14 protein-coding genes are annotated in these 21,631 nt (G+C 74.6%); 10 read left to right on the plus strand and 4 right to left on the minus strand.

Annotated features, from left to right (window positions below; all coding sequences use genetic code 11):
* Positions 1 to 50 precede the first annotated feature (50 nt).
* The 3 genes from A6A27_RS02265 to A6A27_RS02275 form a co-directional block, all read right to left on the minus strand.
* A complete protein-coding gene (locus A6A27_RS02265; RefSeq protein WP_073832620.1) occupies positions 51 to 3,836 on the minus strand; it encodes a multicopper oxidase domain-containing protein in 3,786 nt (1,261 codons plus the stop codon).
* 250 nt (positions 3,837 to 4,086) lie between these two features.
* Positions 4,087 to 4,893: a DNA-formamidopyrimidine glycosylase family protein gene (locus A6A27_RS02270; protein WP_073832621.1), complete on the minus strand. Its 807-nt coding sequence runs from the start codon at positions 4,891 to 4,893 to the stop codon at positions 4,087 to 4,089.
* Positions 4,894 to 4,943: 50 nt separating this feature from the next.
* The gene (locus A6A27_RS02275; protein ID WP_073832622.1) at positions 4,944 to 5,846 is read right to left on the minus strand and encodes an SAM hydrolase/SAM-dependent halogenase family protein; all 903 of its coding nucleotides are present in this window, start codon (positions 5,844 to 5,846) and stop codon (positions 4,944 to 4,946) included.
* Positions 5,847 to 6,109: 263 nt separating this feature from the next.
* Between A6A27_RS02275 and A6A27_RS02280 the strand changes: the two genes are divergently transcribed.
* Entirely contained in the window at positions 6,110 to 7,207 is a 1,098-nt protein-coding gene (locus tag A6A27_RS02280) for a TIGR03118 family protein (protein WP_083672372.1), read from the plus strand.
* A gap of 126 nt (positions 7,208 to 7,333) precedes the next feature.
* Here the strand turns inward: A6A27_RS02280 and A6A27_RS02285 are convergent, their stop codons facing one another.
* Positions 7,334 to 12,007: an Lhr family helicase gene (locus A6A27_RS02285; RefSeq protein ID WP_073832624.1), complete on the minus strand. Its 4,674-nt coding sequence runs from the start codon at positions 12,005 to 12,007 to the stop codon at positions 7,334 to 7,336.
* Positions 12,008 to 12,185: 178 nt separating this feature from the next.
* On the opposite strand from A6A27_RS02285, the gene A6A27_RS02290 reads away from it, so the two are divergent.
* The 9 genes from A6A27_RS02290 to A6A27_RS02330 all read left to right on the plus strand — a co-directional run bounded on the left by A6A27_RS02290 (position 12,186) and on the right by A6A27_RS02330 (position 21,525).
* Positions 12,186 to 12,572 (plus strand): hypothetical protein, encoded by a 387-nt coding sequence (locus A6A27_RS02290; RefSeq protein ID WP_073832625.1) that lies wholly within the window; start codon positions 12,186 to 12,188, stop codon positions 12,570 to 12,572.
* Between the two features lie 291 nt (positions 12,573 to 12,863).
* The gene (locus A6A27_RS02295) at positions 12,864 to 15,698 is read left to right on the plus strand and encodes a Na+/H+ antiporter subunit A (protein WP_073832626.1); all 2,835 of its coding nucleotides are present in this window, start codon (positions 12,864 to 12,866) and stop codon (positions 15,696 to 15,698) included.
* Positions 15,695 to 16,177 carry a Na(+)/H(+) antiporter subunit C gene (locus A6A27_RS02300; protein WP_073832627.1) on the plus strand — a complete coding sequence of 161 codons (483 nt, stop codon included), beginning with the start codon at positions 15,695 to 15,697 and terminating at the stop codon, positions 16,175 to 16,177. The genes A6A27_RS02295 and A6A27_RS02300 overlap by 4 nt, the downstream gene beginning before the upstream one ends.
* Complete coding sequence (locus A6A27_RS02305; RefSeq protein ID WP_073832628.1) at positions 16,174 to 17,682, plus strand: Na+/H+ antiporter subunit D; 1,509 nt, start codon at positions 16,174 to 16,176, stop codon at positions 17,680 to 17,682. Before A6A27_RS02300 ends, A6A27_RS02305 begins: the two co-directional genes overlap by 4 nt.
* Entirely contained in the window at positions 17,679 to 18,329 is a 651-nt protein-coding gene (locus A6A27_RS02310; protein ID WP_083672373.1) for a Na+/H+ antiporter subunit E, read from the plus strand. The genes A6A27_RS02305 and A6A27_RS02310 overlap by 4 nt, the downstream gene beginning before the upstream one ends.
* Positions 18,326 to 18,589 (plus strand): monovalent cation/H+ antiporter complex subunit F, encoded by a 264-nt coding sequence (locus A6A27_RS02315; RefSeq protein WP_073832629.1) that lies wholly within the window; start codon positions 18,326 to 18,328, stop codon positions 18,587 to 18,589. The genes A6A27_RS02310 and A6A27_RS02315 overlap by 4 nt, the downstream gene beginning before the upstream one ends.
* Entirely contained in the window at positions 18,589 to 18,918 is a 330-nt protein-coding gene (gene mnhG / locus A6A27_RS02320) for a monovalent cation/H(+) antiporter subunit G (protein WP_073832630.1), read from the plus strand. Before A6A27_RS02315 ends, mnhG begins: the two co-directional genes overlap by 1 nt.
* A gap of 190 nt (positions 18,919 to 19,108) precedes the next feature.
* Positions 19,109 to 20,464, plus strand: a complete 1,356-nt coding sequence (locus tag A6A27_RS02325; RefSeq protein ID WP_073832631.1) for a hemolysin family protein — start codon at positions 19,109 to 19,111, stop codon at positions 20,462 to 20,464.
* A complete protein-coding gene (locus tag A6A27_RS02330; RefSeq protein WP_073832632.1) occupies positions 20,461 to 21,525 on the plus strand; it encodes a hemolysin family protein in 1,065 nt (354 codons plus the stop codon). The genes A6A27_RS02325 and A6A27_RS02330 overlap by 4 nt, the downstream gene beginning before the upstream one ends.
* The last annotated feature ends 106 nt before the right edge of the window (positions 21,526 to 21,631 follow it).

Here is a 21,631-nt window from a genome sequence, read left to right on the forward strand (position 1 = left end):
CGGACCGCGCGAAGTCCTGACGTAAGCCTCTTGATCAACGCAGCGGGTGGTCAGTCGGGAGTGGTGATGGGGATGGGGCCGGTCCAGGCGGACGTGCCGACGACGTTGAACGACCTGATCCGGTAGTGGTAGGTGACGCCGCGGGCCAGCCCGGTGTTGGTGAACCCCCGGCCGGTGACGCTGAAGGCGGACAGTTCGCGGGTGAATCCGGGGTCTATCGCGCGCTGCACCACGAAGCCGGACCCGGGCCCGGTGGGCGTGCTGGCGGACCAACTCAGGATCACCGTGGCGGTGTCCGGGGCAGGTGCGGTCGCGGTGGCGCACACCCCGGTCGGCACTCCGGGCCGGGGCGGGGTGGTCACCGTCGCCACCGTGGACCAGGGTGAGGCGGCACCCAGGTAGGTGGTGCGTACCCGGTAGTAGTACGTGGTGTCCGGGGCGGCCGCTGCGTCGAGATGGGCGTCGCCGACCGCGATGGCGGTGGTGCCCGGCCCGCTGGTGAACGTCGGGTTGGTGGCCCGCTGCACGTCCACCCCGGTGGCGAAGGAGCGGTTGGCCCAGCGCAACGCGACCCGCAGCGGTGCGGCCGGCGGCACCGCCGCGGTCAGCTTCGCCGGCGAGGTGAGCTGCACCGACGCCGGGACGCTGTTCGACCAGGCCGAGCAGCTGACCGCGTTCTCCGCCCGGATCCGGTAGTGGTAGGTGACCCCGGGCGTCACCGTCGCGTCGGTGTACCGGGTGGCGCTGGCCGCCACGGTGATCTCGGTGAGCCCGGCGGTGAACGTGGTGTCGGTGGCCCGCTGCAGCAGGTGACTGGTGGCCGGCGGGCGGCTGCCGTTGCCCGTCCAGGCGAGCGCGATGGCCGGCAGCACGGTGGCCGACCCGGGCGCCGGGGTGGCGGTCAGCCCGGTCGGCGCCTTGGGGGCGACCCGCACCACCAGGGGCCGGCTCATGCCCTGGTCGCGTAGCCCCGCCGACCGGGTCTGCCAGCGATACTCCCAGCCCAGGTTGACCAGCTGGTTGACCACGGTGGCGGGCCGCCCGTCGATCGGACTGACCGGGCTGCCGTCGAGGCGGACGCCGGCCGGCCGGGTGGGGTCGAGCAGCCGTACGCTGTCGCCGATCTTGAACGGCAGGCCGGGCAGGACCGGGCGCAGCGCCACGATCACGTCCTCCCGGGGGTTGACCCGGACGGTCTCCTTCCAGCCCAGCTCGTTGGGCTCGGGCGGGCGCAGCGTGCCGTCCCAGCCGACCCGGTTGACCAGTTGCAGGTCGCAGCCCTCGACGTGCACCGGCTGGGTACCGGGGGCGTCCCCGACGATCCGCCACAACTGGGTGCCATCGGCCGGGGCGCCCACCGGCACGGTGGGGTCGGTCGCGTACAGCACCTCGGTGGCCGGGTCGACCGGCCCGAGCGGCAGGGTGGCCGGGGCCAGCGGGCCGGCGTGCGGGTGGCCCACGCCGAGGCGACCCACCGCCCGGCCGTGCCGGGGCTCGAACACCTGCCCGACCGACTTCACCGCCAACGGCAGAGTCACCGGAGTGACCGCGCCCACCGGGGTGAAGGTCACCGAGGTGGTCCGTGCAGGCACCAGCGTCTCCCGAGGCGTCAGCGTGCCGAAGGCGGCGTCGTACGCCGGCTGCGGCACGATCGGCGGCTGCTGGCTCTCCGCGTACGCGCCGGGCAGGCGGGCGGCCAGTCGGGCCAGGTCGTACGGTGGCGCCGGGATGCCCGCCACCCGGAACTGGAGCAGGGTCCGGGTGTTCGGCCCGTAGCCGGGCTGGGCGGCGGGGAGGCCGCCGATCGCGGTGCGGTCCGGGGCGTCGGTGTGGTGGTCGTACCGGGGGTCGAACCGGGGCAGCGGGGCCGGGCAGTCGTTGTAGAGGATCAGTGTGCTGCCCGGGGGGACGGCGGAGAAGTCCACCACCACGTCGGCCCGCTCGCCGGGGGCGAGCAGCAGGGTGTGCCCGTCCACGTTGAGCACGGTCGGGTCCTGGCGGTCGTAGCGGTAGCCGATCGGCTGGTTCACCAGCACCACCGGGGCGGGCAGCAGGCCGCACTCGTTGCCGACCTGGATCAGGTCCGGGCCGGCGGCGCGCGGGTCCGGCACCCCGCCGTCGCGCCCATCGGTGGGCCAGTACGCCGGCCGCCCGGCCGCGTGGACCGCCTCGACCATCGGCACCTCCCCGGCCTCCGGCTCGGCCAGGTCGCCGTCCTCGGTCCACATCGGCTCGTCCGAGCACGCCCGGTAGAGCTGGAGGTGGAGGCTGCGGTCCGCGCAGGCGTTGAGGATCCGGAACCGGTACGCCCGCGGCGCCACCACCAGGTACGGGTAGGCCACCCCGTTCACCAGCGGGGTGTCCCCGTACGCCTCGGGGACGGCCGACGGGTGCGGCACACCCGGTGCCAGCGGCGGTTCCTCCGGTTCGGCGACCGGGTCGTGGTGCGGGTTCGGCACCGGGGCGACCCACGGGCTGCCGCTGCCGTCCGGGTCGTGTGTCCACGGCCCGTAGTCCCAGCGGCCCGTGGGGTTGCTGCCGGTGCGGCGATAGGGGTTCTGCCGTGGCTGGTAGACGTGCGGGTGCCAGAGGCTGCCCTTGGCGCCCCAACGGTCCCGGTCCCAGGTCGGGTCCTGGTCGGCGAGCTGCGCGTCGTCCGGTACGAACGTCTTGTCCTGGATCATCAGCGGCAGCTGCTCGGCGGGGAGCACCCCCTCGTCGACCAGCCGCTCCTCGGCCGGATCGGTGAGCAGGTAGGGGGCGAGCTGCCCGGAGTAGACGGTGAGCCGGGACAGGCCGAGCGTGTTGTCGTGCAGCCACATCAGCCGCCCGCTCTGCTCGTTCGGGAAGTAGAGCGTGGTGGCCCCGGCGCCCGGCGGCGGCATGTCCGGCACCGGGACGACCCCCACCCCGGTCGGGTACGGGGTGATCTCGCCGGCAGGGGTGACCCACTGCCACGGGTTGCCCGCGCTGATCCAGGCGGTCTGCGCGCCGGCCAGGTGCGGCACCGCCCGGTTCTGCGGGTACGGCGCCGGCCCGTCCCGCGGCCCGGTCCCGGCCCCGTCCACGGTCTCGTCGACCGGCAGGAAGAGCTCACCGGCCCGCCCGGTCGGGAGTTGGTTGATGAACTTGATCCGCACCGGCCGGCCACGGCGGGCCAGGATCAGCGGCCCGAGGTGCCAGGGCCGGTCCGGCGGGCTGACCGTGTTGTGCCCGGACGGGTCGGTGCCCAGGTTGAGCTGGCGGTAGCCGCGCAGCCGGGTGGCGGGCAGGTCGCGGTGCAGGCGTTGCGCGTACTCCTGGAGCCCAATCTCGTAGTAGTCGCAGCCGGGCCAGCTGATGGTGTCCGGCACCGCCACCGGCAGCCGGGCATCCAGCCCGGCGGTGGCCGGTGACGGCTCCAGCGACGGCTTCAGATCGCTGCGCGGCGCCAGACCGGCCTTCATTCGGTCCGGAGTGCCGCCTGGCGGCGCGGAGGCCGAATTAGGGCCGCCAGCCGAGCCGGAGTTGTCGAACGACTGCTCCAGGTCGCGGCGCGGCGTCAGACGCGCCGAGCTGGAGTTGTCGAACGCGGGCACCGGCAGCGCGTCGACGAACTTGCGGATGCCCGTTCCGGGTACCGGCCGGCCGGCCGGGTCGAGGGTCGACAGCGGGCTGCCGGCGAAGTTCGGCACCGGGCCGAAGCAGCGGGGCACGGCGGCCGGGTCGAGGCTGGCCGGCGCCGGCCCGGTCGCCTCCTCGGCGAGCCGGGCGGCGGGCACGGTCGGCGTATTGTCCTCGACGGCCCGGACGGCACGGTCCGCCCAGCCCGGCCGGAATCTGCGGAACAGGGCCATGGCTCTCCCCGGGATCGGGGCGCGCCCGCCGCCACCGCGGCGTGGCGGGGCGTACGCGCTGCTGACGATGGGTGAGCAGTCAACCGCAGCATGCGACGCCGAAGCCGGTGAGGGAAGTACCCAATCGTCCCAATCTCGGGCGATCTTGCCGGTTCGTGGAAGTTCCACGGGCCGGCCGCCAGTGTTGCCGGCCGAAGCGGATCTCCACCCGCCTGTTCCGAGCCCGGCCCTCGGGGTCGTGGCGCGGAGGTCAGGGTCGGTCCGGCTGGCAGGCCGGGCACCAGTAGGTGACCCGCTCGCCCTGCTCCGCCTTGCGGATGGCGGTGCCGCAGCGCCGGCAGGGCTGGGCCCGCCGGCCGTACACGTAGCTGGTCTGCCCCCGGTGCAGCGAGCCGGTGGTGCTCTGCGTCCAGCGCCCCCGGTTCGCGGCGAGCAACCGCTGCGCGAGGGCGACCGTGCCGGCCAGGTCGGGCACCGCCCCGACCGGGGTCCACGGCGAGACCCCGCGCAGGAAGAGCACCTCACACTTGTAGAGGTTGCCCACCCCGGCCAGGTTGCGCTGGTCCAGCAGCGCCTCGCCGATGCTCTCGTCCGGGTGGGCGACCAGCCGGCGGACCGCCTCGTCCGGGTCCCAGTCCGGGCCGAGCAGGTCCGGCCCCAGGTGGCCGACCAGCGACTCCTCCGCTGCGGTCGGGATGAGCGCCAGCTCGTGCAGGTGGTAGCCGACGGCGACCGCGCCGGGGGAGCGGAGCACCGCCCGGATCAGGTGCGCCGGCCGGGCTGCCCACCGCTCGCCCGGGGCGTACGCCCGCCAGGCGCCGTCCATCCGCAGGTGCGAGTGCAGGGTCCAGTCCCGCCCGCCGTCGGGGTGCCCGTCGGGAGCGGTGAGCCGGAGCAGCAGATGCTTGCCCCGGCTGGCCGACTCCCGGACGGTCCAGCCGGTCAGGTCGGTTACGGCGAGCTGCGGCACCCGGAAGTCGGAGCCGGTGAGCCGGGTGCCGGCCAGGGCGCGCTGGAGCACGCGGGCGGTGTTCCAGACGGTGTCACCTTCGGGCACCTCACCATCCTCCCTCGCCGGCCCGGGCCGCACACGGGCCGGACAGGGGCTCAGCCGCGGGTCACCGTCACCACGTCCCCGGGGCGTACGCCGAGCCGGTCGACCGCCCGGCCGGTGTTGACCGCGACGGCGACCAGCCCGGCGGAGTCCGGGTACACCACCAGCTCCTCGACCGGGGCGTCGGCGAAGGTGAGCCCGCGCACCGCGAGGGCCCCCGTGACGGCCTCGGCGACGGCCTCAGGTCGCGGCGCGGTGTCAGGCGCGCCGAGCTGAGGCTGTCGTAGTGGCGCGGTGTCAGGCGCGCCGAGCTGGCGTGGTCGATCGGCCCGGCCGGTCACCCGGACCCGGTCCGGCAGCCCGTCGAGGAGGTCGGCCGGGGCGGCGAGCTGGACGTTGCCGAAGTGGTCCACGGTGAGCACCTCGGCGGCGAACCCGTCGGCGGTGCGGTGGAGCACCGGTGCGGGCAGCCGGACCAGCGTCGCCGGGTCCAGCGCCGGGCCGGCCTCGGCGAGCGGTGCGCCGAGCGCGAGGCGGGCGGCGACCGGCGCGAAGACGTCCCGGCCGTGGAAGGTGCGGGAGACCGCGGGAGCCAGCCACGCCGGGTTGGCCAGCTCGACCGCGGCGGCGATTCCGCCGAGCGCCGCGGCGGCGTCGAGCAACAGGCCGTTGTCCGGCCCGACGAGCAGCCCGTTCGGGGTGGCCAGGCCGATCGCCCGGCGTGCGGTGCCGACGCCGGGGTCGACCACCGCCACGTGCACCCCCTCGGGCAGGTGCGGCACGGTCTGCGAGAGCACCGCCGCGCCCCGGCGGACGTCCGCCGGTGGCACCAGGTGGGTCACGTCGATCACCCGGGCGGCCGGGGCGAGCCGGGCGAGGACGCCGTGACACGCCGCCACGAACCCGTCGGCGAGACCGTAGTCGGTGGTCAGCGAGATCCAGGTGGTCCGGGACATGCGGGGAAGGCTATCCGGCGGGCCGGTGGCAGCCGAACGGCTGGCGCCGCCCCTATCGGGTGGAATGTGACAATGTTTCGCCAAACTGTCGATGCCCACCCGATCGGGGTGGAAGGGTCGCTATGGGTGTCCGAGACTCGGTACGGCCGAGGGCTCCACGAATTTCCCACGCGCCGAGCCGTTGACGCCCACGCCTGCGCCCGCGACGTCACCCGACCCTTCTCGCGGCCGCTGGTCCCTGTCACTCGATCGAGAGGAGCAGCATGGCGACGAAGATGGCACGGCTGGTGACCGCCGGGGCGGTGGCCGCGGCCACCGCCGTCGGCAGCCCGGCGTGGGCCCACGACGGCGGCCATGAGAGGCACCGGACGCCCGAGTTCGACGTGATCAACCAGGTCTCGGACCAGGCGCTGAAGCAGGATTCCCGAAGACCACCGCTCGTGGATCCGAACGCGGTCAACACCTGGGGCCTGGCCCTCGGGCCGGACACGCCGTTGTGGGTGGCCAACAACGGCACCGACACGGCCACCGTCTACAGCGGCGGGGTGGACGGCGCGCCCGTCAACAAGGTCAACATCACGGTCAGCGTGCCCGGTGGGCCGACCGGCGCGGTGTTCAACGACACGGACGGCTTCGCGGTGCCGGACGGGGGTGGCAACGCGCCCGCCAGGTTCATCTTCGTCACCGAGAGCGGCGACGTCATCGCGTGGAACCAGAAGGCGGGCGCCAATGGCGTCGCCGTCGCCCACGGTGAGGAGGGTGCGGTCTACAAGGGAGCGACCCTGCTGCATACCGACTCCGGCAACTTCCTGCTCGCCGCCGACTTCCACAACGCGCGGATCGACGTGTTCGACGAGGACTTCGACAAGGTCGACCTTTCGGACCGCCGGTTCCAGGACCGGGAGCTGCCGGAGGGCTTCGCGCCGTTCAACGTGTTCGCGGTCGGGGAGGCGGTCTACGTCAGCTACGCCAAGCAGGACGCGGCGGCCCACGACGACGTGCCCGGTGTGGGGCTCGGCTTCGTGGACCTCTTCACCGACTTCGGTCGGCGCGTGTGCCGGGTCGCCAGCAGGGGGACGCTCAACGCGCCATGGGGCATGGCCATCGCGCCGAAGAGCTTCGGCCGGTTCGCCGGTGACCTGCTGGTGGGCAACTTCGGCGACGGCAAGATCAACGTGTTCGACGGGAACGAGTTCGAGGGTCTGCTGCGGGACGACGACGGCGACGTCATCACGATCGACGGTCTCTGGGCGCTGCTGCCGGGGACCGAGCAGACCGGCGGCGAGGGAACCCTCTGGTTCAGCTCGGGGCCGGACGACGAGCAGCACGGCCTGGTGGGTCAGCTGATCCGGGCCAACTGACGGCCGGCTGTCCGCTGCCGCGCCCCCGGGACCACCCCGGGGGCGCGGCGCCGTTCGCGCGTCCGTGCGGCCGAGATCGAACGCCGGTCACCGCAGCGCCGACAGGCTGTCGTTGGTGGTGACCGGTCAGCCGCGCAGGCGCAGGCCGCGCGGGGTGGCTCGGAAACCGGCGGCGGTCAGCGCGTCGCGCAGCGGCGAGGAGTGCACCGCCTCGCCGTCGGCACGCTCCACCGAGATGGCGCCGAGGGCGCCGGAGTGCACCGCGTCGGCGAGCCCCTTGCCCGCCGCGGCGAGCAGGTCGACGTCGTCGGTGAACGACAGCAGGGTCCGCCCGCCCCGCTCCACGTAGAGCACCGGTTCCCCGCCGACCAGCACGACCAGCGCGCCGGCCTTGCGTCCGGCCCGGTGCCCGGTGGCCGGCGTCGTGCCGTCGCCGGAGTCGACCACCCGATCCGGCCACGGCAGCGCCGCGCCGTACGGGTTTGCCGGGTCGGTGGCGGCGAGCACCAGGGTCGGCCCGCCCGGGCCACGAGCGCCGTCGGCCGGGTCGGCCAGGGCGCGGATCCGATCCACTGCCCCGGGCACCGCGAACTGGGCCGCGCCCAGCCCTTCCACGAAGTAGCCCCGGCGCGCGGCGCCGCGTTCCTCTAGCGCGGACAGCACCGGGTAGACCGCGGCGAAGCCGCCGGTGACCTGCTCGGCCATGACCGCGCCCCGGGTGACCACGCCGTGCCGTTCCAGCAGCAGGTCGGCGAGGGCGGCGGCCCGGCGGGTCGGATCGAGGTCGCGATCGGGCAGCCGGGACCAGCGGCCGGCGACGGTGGGCGGGCCGCCGCGGCTGGGCAGCGCCACCCGGCCCGGCCGGCGGTAGCGGGTGCGCGGCGCGGACGGCCGCGACCGGTGCGCGCCGCCCCCGCCGAGCACCGCCCGTAGCGGGGCTAGCGTGTCGTTGGTGAGGTGCCCCGCCCAGACCAGATCCCAGATCGCCGCCGCCAGCGCGGCGTCGTCGGTCGAGCCGATCCGGTCGGACAGGGAACGGAAGAAGAGCGCCTGCCCGTCGGCGAGCGCGCCCAGCACCGCCTCGTGCAGCGGGGTGCGGGTCAGCGCCTCGTCCGGCGGCGGGAGCAGCAGCGGCGCGGCATCCGCGTACACCAGGGTGATCCAGCCGTCGCCGCCGGAGATCGCCCCGGACCCGGCCCACACCACCTCCCCGCTGGCGCAGAGCTGGTCGAGCTGGGCGGGGGAGTAGTCGGCGACCCGGGCGGGCAGCACCAGCCGTTCCAGCGCCGACGCCGGCACCGCGGCGCCCTGCAGCTGCTCCACGGTGGCGGCCACCGCCTCCACGCCCCGGGCCGACGAACCGACCTGCTGCCAGCGGGGCAGGAACGCGGCGAGGGCACGCGGCGGCACCGGCTCGATCTCGCGCCGCAGCGCCGCGAGGGACCGCCGGCGCAGCAGCCGCAGCACCTCGGCGTCGCACCACTGGCTGCCGACGCTGTCCGGGGCGAACTCGCCGGAGACCACCCGCCCGGTGGCGGCGAGCCGGCGCAGCGCCTGCTCGACCACGAACACCCCGAGCCCGAACCGGGCGGCGCAGGTAGCCGCCGCGAACGGGCCGTGGGTCTTCGCGTACCGGGCGACCAGGTCACCGAGCGGGTCGGCCACCGGCGCCAGGTACGCCTCGGCCACCCCGACCGGCAGTGCCACGCCGAGCGCGTCCCGCAGCCGGGCCGCGTCCTCCACGCCCACCCAGCGTTCCTCGCCGGCGATCCGGACCCGCAGCACCCGCCGGGCCGCCGCCAGCTCGTCCAGCCAACCGGCGGGTACGCCCCGCTCGGCCAGCTCGGCGTCGCTCAGGTCGCCGACCACCCGGAGCAGCTCCACCACGTCCTCGGCGTCGCGGGGGCGGCGCTGCTCGGTGCGCCAGCGCAGCTGCCGCTCGGTCTCGGCGAGCACCGCCGGGTCGAGCAGCTCCCGCAGGTCGACCCGGCCGAGCAGCTCGCCGAGGAGCCCGGAGTCGAGGGCGAGGGCGGCGGCCCGGCGTTCGGCGAGCGGCGCGTCGCCCTCGTAGAGGAACGCGCCGACGTACCCGAAGAGCAGCGAGCGGGCGAACGGCGACGGGCGCTCGGACGCCACCTCGACCAGGCGTACCTTGCGGGCCGCCAGGTCGCGCATCAACTCGGCGAGCGCCGGCTGGTCGAAGACGTCCTGCAGGCACTCCCGGGCGGCCTCCAGGGTGACCGGGAAGTCGGCGTACTCCCGGGCGACGTCGAGCAGCTGGGCGGCCCGCTGGCGCTGCTGCCAGAGCGGCTGCCGGCGGCGCGGGTCGCGGCGGGGCAGCAGCAGCGACCGGGCCGCGCACTCGCGGAAGCGGGCGGCGAAGAGCGCCGAGGTGCCGACGGACTCCTCGACGAGCTGGGCGATCTCGTCGGGCTCGAAGACCACCACGTCGGCGCCGGGCGGCTCGTCGGCGGTGTCCGGCAGCCGCACCACGATGCCGTCGTCGGCGGGCATCACCTGGGCGTCCACCCCGTACCGCTCGGCGAGCCGGCGGCCGATGGCGAGCGCCCAGGGGCCGTTGACCCGGGCGCCGAGCACCGAGTGCACGGCCAGCCGCCAGTCGCCGAGCTCGTCGCGGAACCGCTCGACCACCACTGTCCGGTCGTCGGGCAGCGCCCGGGTGGCCTCCTTCTGCTCCCGCAGGTACGCCATCAGGTTGCCGGCGGCCCAGTCGTCCAGCCCGCCCGCGCGCAGCGCGGCGACGGCGTCGGAGTCGCTCTGCCGCAGCAGCGCCCGGACCCGGGCGCCGATCGCCCGGCCCAGCTCGACCGGGCGGCCGAGCTGGTCGCCCTTCCAGAAAGGCATCCGGGCGGCCTGCCCGGGGGCGGGGGAGACCAGCACCCGGTCGGGGGTGATCTCCTCGATCCGCCAGGACGACGAGCCGAGCAGGAAGACGTCGCCGACCCGGGACTCGTAGACCATCTCCTCGTCCAGCTCGCCGACCCGGGCGGCCCGTTCGGCGCCGGCCAGGAAGACCCCGAACAGCCCCCGGTCGGGGATGGTGCCGCCGCTGGTCACCGCGAGCCGCTGGGCGCCGGGCCGGCCGGTGAGCACGTCGGTGGCCCGGTCCCAGACCAGCCGGGGCCGCAGCTCGGCGAAGGCGGTCGACGGGTAGCGCCCGGAGAGCATGTCGAGCACGGCGTGCAGCGCCGAGTCGGGCAGCTCGGCGAAGGGGGCCGCCCGGCGGACCAGCACGGCCAGGTCGCCGAGCCGCCACGGCTCCAGGGCCACCATCGCCACGATCTGCTGGGCCAGCACGTCCAGCGGGTTGCGCGGGTAGTGCAGTTCCTCGATCGCGCCCTCGGCCATCCGTTCGGCGACCACCGTGCAGGAGAGCAGGTCGCCGCGGTGCTTCGGGAAGACCACGCCCCGGGAGACCGCGCCCACCTGGTGCCCGGCCCGGCCGACCCGTTGCAGGCCGGCGGCGACGCTCGGCGGGGCCTCGATCTGCACCACCAGATCGACCGCGCCCATGTCGATGCCGAGCTCCAGGCTGGAGGTGGCGACCACGGCGGGGAGCTGCCCGGACTTGAGCGCCTCCTCGATCTGCTTGCGCTCCTCGCGGGAGACGCTGCCGTGGTGGGCCCGGGCGATCACCGGTGGCGCCCCGGCCGCCGCCCCCGACTGCGCCATCACCTCGGCCGGTTGCCGGGGCGCGCGCAGCGGCCCGCGCCGCGGACCGCCGTCGGCGGCTGCCGGGCCGTCGTCCCACCCTGGCCGATCGGGTACGCCCACCGGCCGGCCGCCCTGCGCCACGTGGCCGCCGCCCGGGGCGTTCGCCGCCGCCAGCTCCTCGGCGGCCAGCTCGTTGAGGCGGGCGCAGAGCCGTTCGGCGCTGCGCCGGGAGTTGGTGAAGACGATGGTCGACCGGTGCGACCGGACCAACGAGAAGACGCGTTCCTCGACGGCCGGCCAGATCGACGGCCGGCGCGGGCCGGGGCCGCCGAGATCGTCCTCCGGCGGCTCCTGCTCGTCGAGGCGGGTCAGGTCCTCCACCGGCACCTGCACGCTGACCTCGATGGTCTTGCTGCTGGCCGGCTGCACCACGTCGACCGGGCGGGCCCCGCCGAGGAAGTGGGCGCAGCCGTCGACCGGCCGGACGGTGGCGGACAGGCCGATCCGCTGTGCCGGCGCCTCCAGCAGCGCGTCGAGGCGTTCCAGGGAGAGCGCCAGGTGAGCGCCGCGCTTGGTGCCGGCCACCGCGTGCACCTCGTCGACGATGACCGTCCGTACGCCGCGCAGCGAGTCCCGGGCGGCGGAGGTGAGCAGCAGGAACAGCGACTCCGGCGTGGTGATCAGGATGTCCGGCGGGGTACGCGCGAAGGACCGGCGCTCGTCGGCCGGCGTGTCGCCGGTGCGCATGCCGACGGTGATCTCCGGCGGGGCGAGACCGAGCCGGGTGGCGGCCTGCCGGATGCCGGCCAGCGGGGCGCGCAGGTTGCGTTCCACGTCGACGGCGAGCGCCTTGAGCGGGCTGACGTAGAGCACCCGGCAGCGCTGCCGGGGCTCGGCCGGCAGCGGCTCCTTGGCCAGCCGGTCCAGTGACCAGAGGAACGCGGCCAGGGTCTTGCCGGAGCCGGTCGGGGCGACGACCAGGGCGTTGCGCCCGGCCGCGACCGACCGCCAGGCGCCGGCCTGGGCGGCGGTGGGCCGCGCGAAGGCGGCGGTGAACCACTCCCGGGTCGCCGCGCCGAAATCCGCCAGCACCGACGCGTCCCCGCCGGTCACCTCGTCCGCCACGCTCCCATCCTGCCTCGCCGATGTGACATTCGGCCCGTGGCGAGCGCTGTTCTGTCCGGCTCAGCCGCTTACGCGGCGGATGCGGCGTTGCATGCGTTAAGTCTTACTTAACTGCTTGCTCGCGCCGCGCAACATAAAGTAACTTCACTCGCAACGCAGCGTGGGGTGGAGGGCTTGGATGACCGTCGAGGAGCGAGACTCCGGGCCCGGGACCGACGTGCTGATCCGCAAGGTCGACGGCCACCTCGCCGCGCTCCGCGCCGGGCTGCACGGCCCCGAGTTGGAGCTCGCCGAGGAGCTCGCCCGGTGCCTGCGTGAGCTGGTCGTCGCCACCGCCCACTCCAGCGCCGCCGACCGGGCCCTGGTCCGCGCCGCCGTGCACTACTTCGTCCTTCGCCGCGAGAGCCGCGGCAAGCTGCTGCCGGTGCGCTCCCTGGCCGCCGCGCAGCGGGTGGTCAACAAGGCGGTCCGCCAGCTCGGCCGCCCGGACCTGCTGGTGGAGACCCGCCGGGACCGCCCGGCCCGGTCGCCGGCGGTTCCCGCCGGCGACCCCGCCCTCCGCTGACCGCCCCGTCCACCCCCACCCACCGCCCGGCCCACCCAACGGTGGGGCTCAGCCGGCGGCGAGCAGCGCTCGAACGGGGGCGGTCGTTGATCAAGAAGCTCGCGTCGCCCCTGCCCCGGATCCGGACGCAAGCCTCTTGATCAACCAGACGGGGGCCGCGTCGGGTGGGCCGGATGGACCGGTTGGGGTGGGTGGTTTTCCCGAAAACCGCCCGAGTGGGTGCCGCTGTGACGTCTGATCGGTCGTGGCCGCAGCGTGCCGGCGTGCGCTGTTACTCGACCGGGAGTCCGCGTGCTCGTCCTGCTGATCCTGCACCTGGTGGCGGCCCTGCTCGCGCCACTGCTGGTCCGGTGGTGGGGCCCACGCGCCTGCTACGCCCTCGCCCTCGCCCCGGCCGCCGCCTTCGGCTGGGCCGTCGCGCACACCGGGGTGGTACGCCACGGCGGCGCGGTGGTCGAGACGTACCCGTGGATCGCGCAGCTCCAGCTCGACGTGGCGCTGCGGGTCACCACCCTGTCCTGGCTCATGCTGCTGCTGGTCGGCGGCGTCGGCGCACTGGTGCTGGTCTACTCCGCCCGCTACTTCCACGCCGGCTCGGCGGGCCTGGCCCGGTTCGCGGCCGTCATGGTCGCCTTCGCCGGAGCGATGGTCGGCCTGGTCGTCTCCGACGACCTGTTGCTGCTCTACGTCTTCTGGGAACTCACCACGGTCTTCTCCTACCTGCTGATCGGGCACAGCACCGAGCGGCGGTCCAGCCGCCTGGCGGCCGCCCAGGCGCTGATCGTCACCACGCTGGGCGGGCTGGCCATGCTGGTCGGCTTCCTGCTGCTCGGCCGGCACGCCGGCGGCTACCGCTGGTCACTGATCACGTCCGTGCCGCTGCCCGGCGGCGGGTACCTGGTCACGGCCGTCCTGCTCGTCCTCGCCGGGGCGCTCGCCAAGGCCGCCGTGTTCCCGTTCAGCTCCTGGCTGCCGGTGGCGATGGCGGCGCCCACGCCGGTCAGCGCCTACCTGCACGCGGCGGCGATGGTGAAGGCCGGGGTGTTCCTGATCGGGTTGCTCGGCCCGGCGCTCGCCCCGGCCGGTCCGTGGCGCCCGGTCACCGTGGTCGCCGGGCTGATCACCCTGGTCGCCGGGGGCTGGGCGGCGCTGCGGCAGGACGACCTCAAGCTGCTGCTGGCGTACGGGACGGTCAGCCAGCTCGGCCTGCTCACCGTGGTGCTCGGCGCGGGCACCCCCGAGACAGCGCTGGCCGGCACCGCGATGCTGCTGGCGCACGCGCTGTTCAAGGCGGGGCTGTTCCTCGTCGTGGGCATCCTCGACCACAGCGCGGGCGGCCGGGACCTGCGCGAACTGTCGGGGGTGGGGCGCAACGCGCCGCTGCTCGCCGGGATCGCCGGGCTGGCCGCCGCCTCGATGGCCGGCGTACCGCCGCTGCTCGGCTTCGTCGCCAAGGAGGCCGTCCTCGCCGCGTTCACCGACCGGCCGCTGGTGCTCGCCGTGCTGGTCGCGGGCATCGCGCTGACCGTCGCGTACAGCATCCGCTTCCTCTGGGGGGCCTTCGCTACCCGGCCCGGCCTGGCCGACACCGAACTGGAGCGGCCCCCGGCCGCGATGCTCGTACCACCGGCCCTGCTCGCCGTGGCCGGGCTCGCCGCGGGTCCGGCGGCCGGCTGGATCGGTGGCCTGCTCCATCCGTACGCGGCGCTCTTCGGCCCGGTGGGGGAGCACCTGGCGCTCTGGCACGGACCGACCGTCGCGCTGGGCCTCTCCGCCGCCGCCATCGGCGGCGGCGTGGTGCTGCACCTGGTCCGCGGCCGGCTGGCGTCCGCGCTGCGGCGGCTGCGCTTCCCGGTCGGCGGCAACCAGGGGTACGAGTGGATCACCCACTGGTTCGACCGGATCGCCATCGAGGTCACCAGCCTCACCCAGCGCGGCTCCCTGCCGCAGTACCTCGGCATCGTGCTGCTCGCCCTGGTGCTGGTGCCCGGCACGGCGATGCTGGTCACCCGGCCCTGGCGGAACGACATCGCCGGCTGGGCCAGCCCGGCCCAGCTCGTGGTCTGCGCGGTGATCGCGGTGGCGGCGGTGCTCGCGCTCGGCGCCCGGCGCCGGCTCACCGCGATGCTGCTGGTCGGCGTCACCGGCTACGGCACGGCGATGATGTTCGTCCTCTACGGCGCGCCCGACCTGGCGCTCACCCAGTTCCTGGTGGAGACCGCCACCATCGCGGTCTTCGTGCTGGTCCTGCGGCGCCTGCCGCCCCACTTCTCGGCCCGCCCGCTGCGCCGCAGCCGCTGGGTACGCCGCGGCATCGGGCTGGCCGCCGGGCTGGTGATGGCCGGCCTCGCCCTCGCCGCGGCCGGCGCACGGCGGGCGCCGTCGATCTCGCTGGCCTACCCGCACCTGGCGGTCACCGAGGGCCACGGCCGCAACGTGGTGGACGTGACCCTGGTGGACATCCGGGCCTGGGACACCATGGGCGAGATTTCGGTGCTGGTGGTGACCGCGACCGGGGTGGCCAGCCTGATCTTCGAGCGGTCCCGCACCGGGCCCCGACCGCGCCGCCCACGCCCGTCCACGCCCCGTCGGGACCGGCGCACCGTCTGGCTGCGCGGCGGGACCACCCTGCACGAGCGCCGCCGCTCGATCGTCTTCGAGGTGGTCACCCGGCTGATCTTCCACACCGTGGTGCTGTTCTCCCTGTTCCTGCTCTTCTCCGGGCACAACGCCCCGGGCGGTGGCTTCGCCGGCGGGCTGGTCGCCAGCCTCGCGCTGGCCCTCCGTTACCTGGCCGGCGGCCGGTACGAGCTGGCCGAGGCCGCCCCGGTGGGGGCCGGCACCGTGCTCGGCGCCGGGCTGGCCGTCTCGGTCGGCGGCGGCGTGCTCTCGCTGCTGGTCACTGGCGCCGTGCTGCACAGCGTCAAGGTGAACCTCTGGGTCCCCGTGGTCGGCCACCTCCACCTGGTCACGTCGCTCTTCTTCGACATCGGCGTCTACCTGATCGTGGTCGGCCTGGTGCTGGACATCCTGCGCAGCCTCGGCGCCGAGGTGGACCGGCACATCGAGTCCGCCGGCGAGTCCGCCTCGGGGCTCGTGGTCCAGCGGGAGGGGGACCGGCCATGACAAATGTCGGGACGGGGCCGACGCTGGTCCTGGTGATCGCCGTCGGGGCGCTCGTGGCGGCCGGCGTCACGCTGCTGCTGGAGCGGAGCCTGACCCGGATCCTGCTCGGCGTCATCCTGGTCGGCAACGGGGTGAACCTGCTGATCCTGCTCGGTGGCCGGTCCGGCGGCCCGCCCCTGGTCGGCACCGGGCCGACCGGGCAGATGAGCGACGCCCTGGCGCAGGCCATGGTGCTCACCGCCGTGGTGATCACGTTCGGGCTGACCGCGTTCCTGCTCGCGGTCGCCTACCGGAGCTGGTACCTCAGCGGCGACGACGAGGTGCAGGACGACCTGGAGGACCGGCAGATCGTCCGGCTCGCCGAACGCAACGAGGTGTCCACCGCGGATCGCGGCGGCGAGGGGCCGAACAACGACCCGGAGCAGGTGGACCCGGGGCCGGCGCTGCGCCGGCTGCGCCGCCGGGGGGAACAACTATGACCCCGGCCCTGGTCCCGCTGCCGGTGGTGGTGCCGCTGCTCGGTGCCGCGCTCACCCTGATCCTGGCCAACCGGCCCCGCTGGCAGCGGACGGTGAGCGTGCTCGGCCTCGTCACCACCCTGGCGGTCGCGGTGGTGCTGCTCGTCGAGGCGTACCGGCACGGGCCGGTGGTGGTCCGGGTGGGTGGCTGGCCTCCGCCGGTCGGCATCGTGCTGGTCGCCGACCAGTTGGCCGCGCTGATGCTGGTGGTCTCCTCGGCGGTGACCCTCTGCGTGCTGCTCTACTCGATCGGTCAGGGGCGCGGGGAGACCACGGAGGCGGCCCCGGTGAACATCTACCACCCGACCTACCTGGTGCTCACCGCTGGCGTGACCAACGCGTTCCTCGCCGGGGACCTGTTCAACCTCTTCGTCGGCTTCGAGATTCTGCTGGCCGCCAGCTTCGTGCTGATCACCCTCGGTGGCACCGAGACCCGGATCCGGACCGGCGCGACGTACGTGGTGGTCAGCGTCCTCTCCTCGATGATCTTCCTGGCCGCGGTGGGACTGGTGTACGCGGCCACCGGCACCCTCAACATGGCCCAGCTCGCCGGGCGGCTGGACGACCTGCCGGCCGGCGTACGCCTGGTGTTGCAGCTCATGCTGCTGCTCGCGTTCGCCATCAAGGCGGCGGTGTTCCCGGTCTCGGCCTGGCTGCCGGACAGCTACCCGACGGCGCCGGCCCCGGTCACCGCGGTCTTCGCCGGCCTGCTCACCAAGGTCGGCGTGTACGCGATCATCCGCACCGAGACCCTGCTCTTCCCCGGCGGTCAGGTCTCCGGCCTGCTCATGGTCGTGGCCGGGCTGACCATGGTGGTCGGCGTCCTCGGCGCGGTCGCCCAGTCCGACCTGAAGCGGCTCTTCTCCTTCACCCTGGTCAGCCACATCGGCTACATGATCTACGGGGTGGCGCTGAGCACCGTCGCCGGGCTCTCCGGAGCGATCTTCTACGTGGTGCACCACATCACCATCCAGACCACCCTCTTCCTGGTCGCCGGCCTGGTCGAGGAGCGGGCCGGCAGCACCGACCTGCGCCGGCTGGGCGGACTGGCCCGGATGGCCCCGCTGCTCGCCGTGCTCTTCTTCGTCCCGGCGATGAACCTGGCCGGCATCCCGCCGTTCTCCGGCTTCCTCGGCAAGCTCGGCCTGCTCCAGGCCGGGGTGGCGGCCGGCGGGGTGCTGCCCGGGGTGCTGGTCGCCGCGGGAACGGTGACCAGTCTGCTCACCCTCTACGCCGCCTCCCGGGTGTGGAACATCGCGTTCTGGCGGGCACCCCAGCTGGCCACCGCCGCCCCGGCCGTCCGGCTGCCCGCGCTGATGGTCGGTGCGACCGCCGCCCTGGTGGCACTCGGCGTGGCGCTGACCCTGGCCGCCGGGCCGCTGTTCCGGGTCACCGCGGACGCCGCCGGCGACCTGCGGCAACGCACCCCGTACGTCCGGGCCGTGCTGCCCGCGGGCGTCCGGTGACCGGCGCCCCGCCCCCGGGCCCGCCGGCCGACGACGGGCGCGCGGCGGACGGACCGCCGCCGGCCGACAACGGCCCGGCCGCGCCCGCCATCGGGCGCGGCGGGCGGCGCCGCGACCAGGCCGTCACGCTCGGCTGGCTGGTGGCGATCTGGCTGCTGCTGTGGGGGGACCTGTCCTGGGGAAACCTGCTCGGCGGGATCCTCGTCGGCGGGGCGGTGCTGCTGTTCTTCCCGCTCCCGCCGGTCACCTTCGGCGGCCGGCTCCGCCCCGGGGCGCTGTTGGTCCTCGCGGTCACCTTCGTCGGCGAGTTGGTCAGCGCCAGTGTCCACGTCGCCGCCATCGCGGTCCGCCCCGGCTACCGGCCGCGCGGCGCGATCATCGCGGTGCCGCTGCGGATCCGCACCGACCTCAACCTGGCGCTCACCGCCGAGCTGATCTCCCTGGTCCCGGGCACCCTGATTCTCGAGGTGGACCGTGACCGCGGCGCGCTCTACGTGCACGTCCTCGACGTCCGTAGCCCGGAGGACCTGACCGACAGCCGGGAGCGGGTCCTCGCCGTCGAGCGGCGCATCGTCCGCGCCGTCGGCTCCCCGCAGGAAGTACGCCAGCTCACCGCCGAACCCGACGACCGGAGGACCAACCCGTGACCACGCTTCTCGCCGGCGCGCTGACCGTGCTGATCTCGGTCACCGCGCTGCTCGCCCTGGCCCGCATCTATCGCGGACCGTCGCTGCTCGACCGGGTCGTCGCCGCCGACCTGCTGCTCTCCACCATGCTGGCGGCGGTGGCCGTGGAGGCGGCGGTCAACCGGCACGCCACCACGCTGCCCATCCTCGTGGTGCTCTCGCTGCTCGGCTTCGTCGGTTCGGTCTCCCTGGTGCGCTTCGCCGTCCGCGAGGTCGCCTGATGGCCGCCGTCGCCGACTGGTTCGGCGCGGCCTTCCTGTTGGCCGGGGCGCTGCTCGGGCTCGCCGCCGGGATCGGCGTGCTGCGCTTCCCGGACGTGCTGGACCGGATGCACGCCGCCACCAAACCGCAGGTCCTCGGCGTGCTGCTGCTGCTCGTCGGGGTGGCGCTGCGCCTGCGTACGCCGGCGGACCTGGGGATGATCGGGCTGGTCGCGGTCTTCCAACTGACCACCGCGCCGGTCGCCGCGCAGATGATCGGGCGGGCGGCGTACCGGTCGGGCCGGGTCGACGCCGCCCTGCTCGACGCCGACGAACTGGCCGGCCGGTGAACCGCACGCGGGACCTGGCGGACCGGCGAACCGGACGTCGAGGAGCTTCCCGGCACCCTCAGCGGACGTACAGCCAGCGCCGATAAAATGGCCGCATGATCGACTCCTCTGCCCAGGAGGGCAGCAGTAGCCAGCCGGGTCATGCCCGGCAATCCCCAGTCCCGACGGCCCCGGGAGCCCTGAGCGTCCCGTGTTGATCCTCGTGGGACTCGTTCTCATCATCGTGCTCACCGCCGCCACCGGTTACTTCGTGGCCCAGGAGTTCGGCTACGTCGCCGTGGACCGGGGCAAGCTCAAGCAGCTCGCCGACGGGGGTGACCAGGCCGCCGCCCGGGCCCTGGAGGTGACCGGACGGCTGTCGTTCATGCTGTCCGGCGCCCAGCTCGGCATCACCGTCACCGCCCTGCTGGTCGGTTACGCCGCCGAGCCGTACCTGGGCGCCGGGCTGGCCGACCTGCTCGGCGTCGCCGGGGTCTCCACCGGGGTCGCGCTGCCGCTGTCGGTGGCGCTGGCCCTGATCATCGCCACCGTGGTGCAGATGGTCCTCGGTGAGCTGGCCCCGAAGAACCTCGCCATCGCCCGTGCCGAACCCCTGGCCCGGGCGCTGGCCCGGTCCACCCTGATCTACCTGAAGATCGCCGGACCGTTGATCACCCTCTTCGACCGGGCCGCCGTGCGGCTGCTCCGCCGGGTCGGCATCGAGCCGATCGAGGAGCTGCCCAGCGGCGCCACCCCGGAGGACCTGGAACAGATCATCGCCGAGTCCCGAGAGGAGGGGCACCTCGACGCCGCGATGTCCGATCTGCTCGACCGGGGTCTCGACTTCCGGGAACTGACCGCCGGGGAGGCCATGGTTCCCCGGGTCGACGTGCACACCGTACGGGCCGACGAGCCGGTCAGCCGGGTCGTCGAGCTGCTGGACACCGGGCATTCCCGGTTCCCGGTCCGGGGCGCCGAGGGCGTCGACGACCTGGTCGGCGTGGTCGGCATCGCCGACGTGCTGGGGGTGCCACCGGCCGAGCGGGCCACCACCCGGGTCGAGGCGGTGGCCGTACCCCCGCTGCTGGTGCCGGAGACGCTGCCGCTGCCGACGGTGCTGGACCGGCTCCGGGTCGGGCACCGGCAGCTCGCCTGCGTGGTCGACGAGTACGGCGGTTTCGCCGGCGTGATCACGCTGGAGGACATCGCCGAGGAGCTGGTCGGGCCGATCCGCGACGAGGACGATCCGCCGGAGCGGGCCGCGGCGCGGCAGGACGACGGCTCCTGGGTGGTGCCGGCCCGCTGGCGGATCGACGAGGTCGCCGACAGCACCGGCATCGCGCTGCCCGAGGCACCCGAGTACGACACTCTCTCCGGGCTGGTCATGCGGGAGCTGGGCCGGGTGCCCGAGGTCGGCGACCGGCTGGAGATCAGCCTTGCCGTCGACGGCGAGCTGCCCGACGTCGAACAGCGCGCCCTGGTCGAGGTGCTGGCCGTGGATCGGCACGTCGCCGACTCCGTCCGGCTCCGGACGACCGTCGCTGAGCGCGGGGAGGAGGCGGCATGACCCCCGGGTTTGCGCTGTTCTTCTCCGTGGTGCTGCTGGCGCTCAACGGCTTCTTCGTGGCCGCCGAGTTCGCCCTGGTGGCGTCCAAACGGTACCGCCTGGAGCAGATGGCGGCCGGCGGCGGCCGGGCGGCCCGGGCGGCGCTGGAAGGGGTCCGCGAGTTGAGCCTGATGCTGGCCGGCGCCCAGCTCGGCATCACGCTCTGCACCCTGGGCCTCGGTGCCCTCGCCGAGCCCGCGATCGAGCACCTGATCAGCCCGCTGCTGCACGCGGTGGGTCTGCCGCTGGCGGCCAGCCACCTGGTGGCGCTGGTGTTCGCGCTCGCCCTGGTGACCTTCCTGCACCTGGTGGTCGGCGAGATGGCCCCGAAGTCGTGGGCGATCACCGACGCGGAGCGCTCAGCCACGCTGCTGGCGCTGCCGTTCCGGGCCTTCGCCCGGGTGTCCCGCCCGGTGCTGTCCGCGCTGAACGCGCTGGCCAACGCGATCCTGCGGCTGGTCGGCGTACGCCAGCAGGACCAGCTCGCCCAGGTGCACGGCCCGGACGAGCTGCGCATCCTGCTGGAGCAGTCCCGCGAGCACGGGCTGCTCGGCGCGGAGCAGCACCAGATGCTGACCAGCATGCTGGAGCTGCAGGGCACCACGGTCGCGCAGGTGATGGAGCCGTTCGACCGGATCGTCACGGTACGCCGGGAGGACACCGCCGAGCGGATCGAGCACGTCTCGCGGGACAGCGGCCGGTCCCGGTTGGCCGTGCTCGACGCCGGTGGCGAGGTGTGCGGCCTCGTGCACGTCCGCGAGGCGGTCCGGGCGGTCACCACGGGTCGGCCGGCGACCGCGGGTGAGCTGATGACCCCGGCGTTCACGCTGCCCTCCGGTGCGTCGGTCACCGAGGCGGTGGCGGCCATGCGGGGCCGGCAGGCCCAGCTGGCGTTGGTCCGCAACGGTGGCGGCCCGACCCGGCCGATCGGCTTCGTGGCGCTGGAGGACCTGCTGGAGGAGGTCATCGGCGAGTTCGACGACGAGACCGACCCGGTGCCCCGGGGCCGCCGCCTGCGCTGACGGTCCCACCCTGTCCGGCCGTCGGGTTCCTCGGGCCCGACGGCCGGCCCGTCTGCACGTCCTAGGGCCCGGGGGCCGGACCGGTCGCGGGGCAGGAGTGCCCGCC

The organism is Micromonospora sp. CB01531 (assembly GCF_001905095.1).
Classification (GTDB): Bacteria; Actinomycetota; Actinomycetes; order Mycobacteriales; family Micromonosporaceae; genus Micromonospora.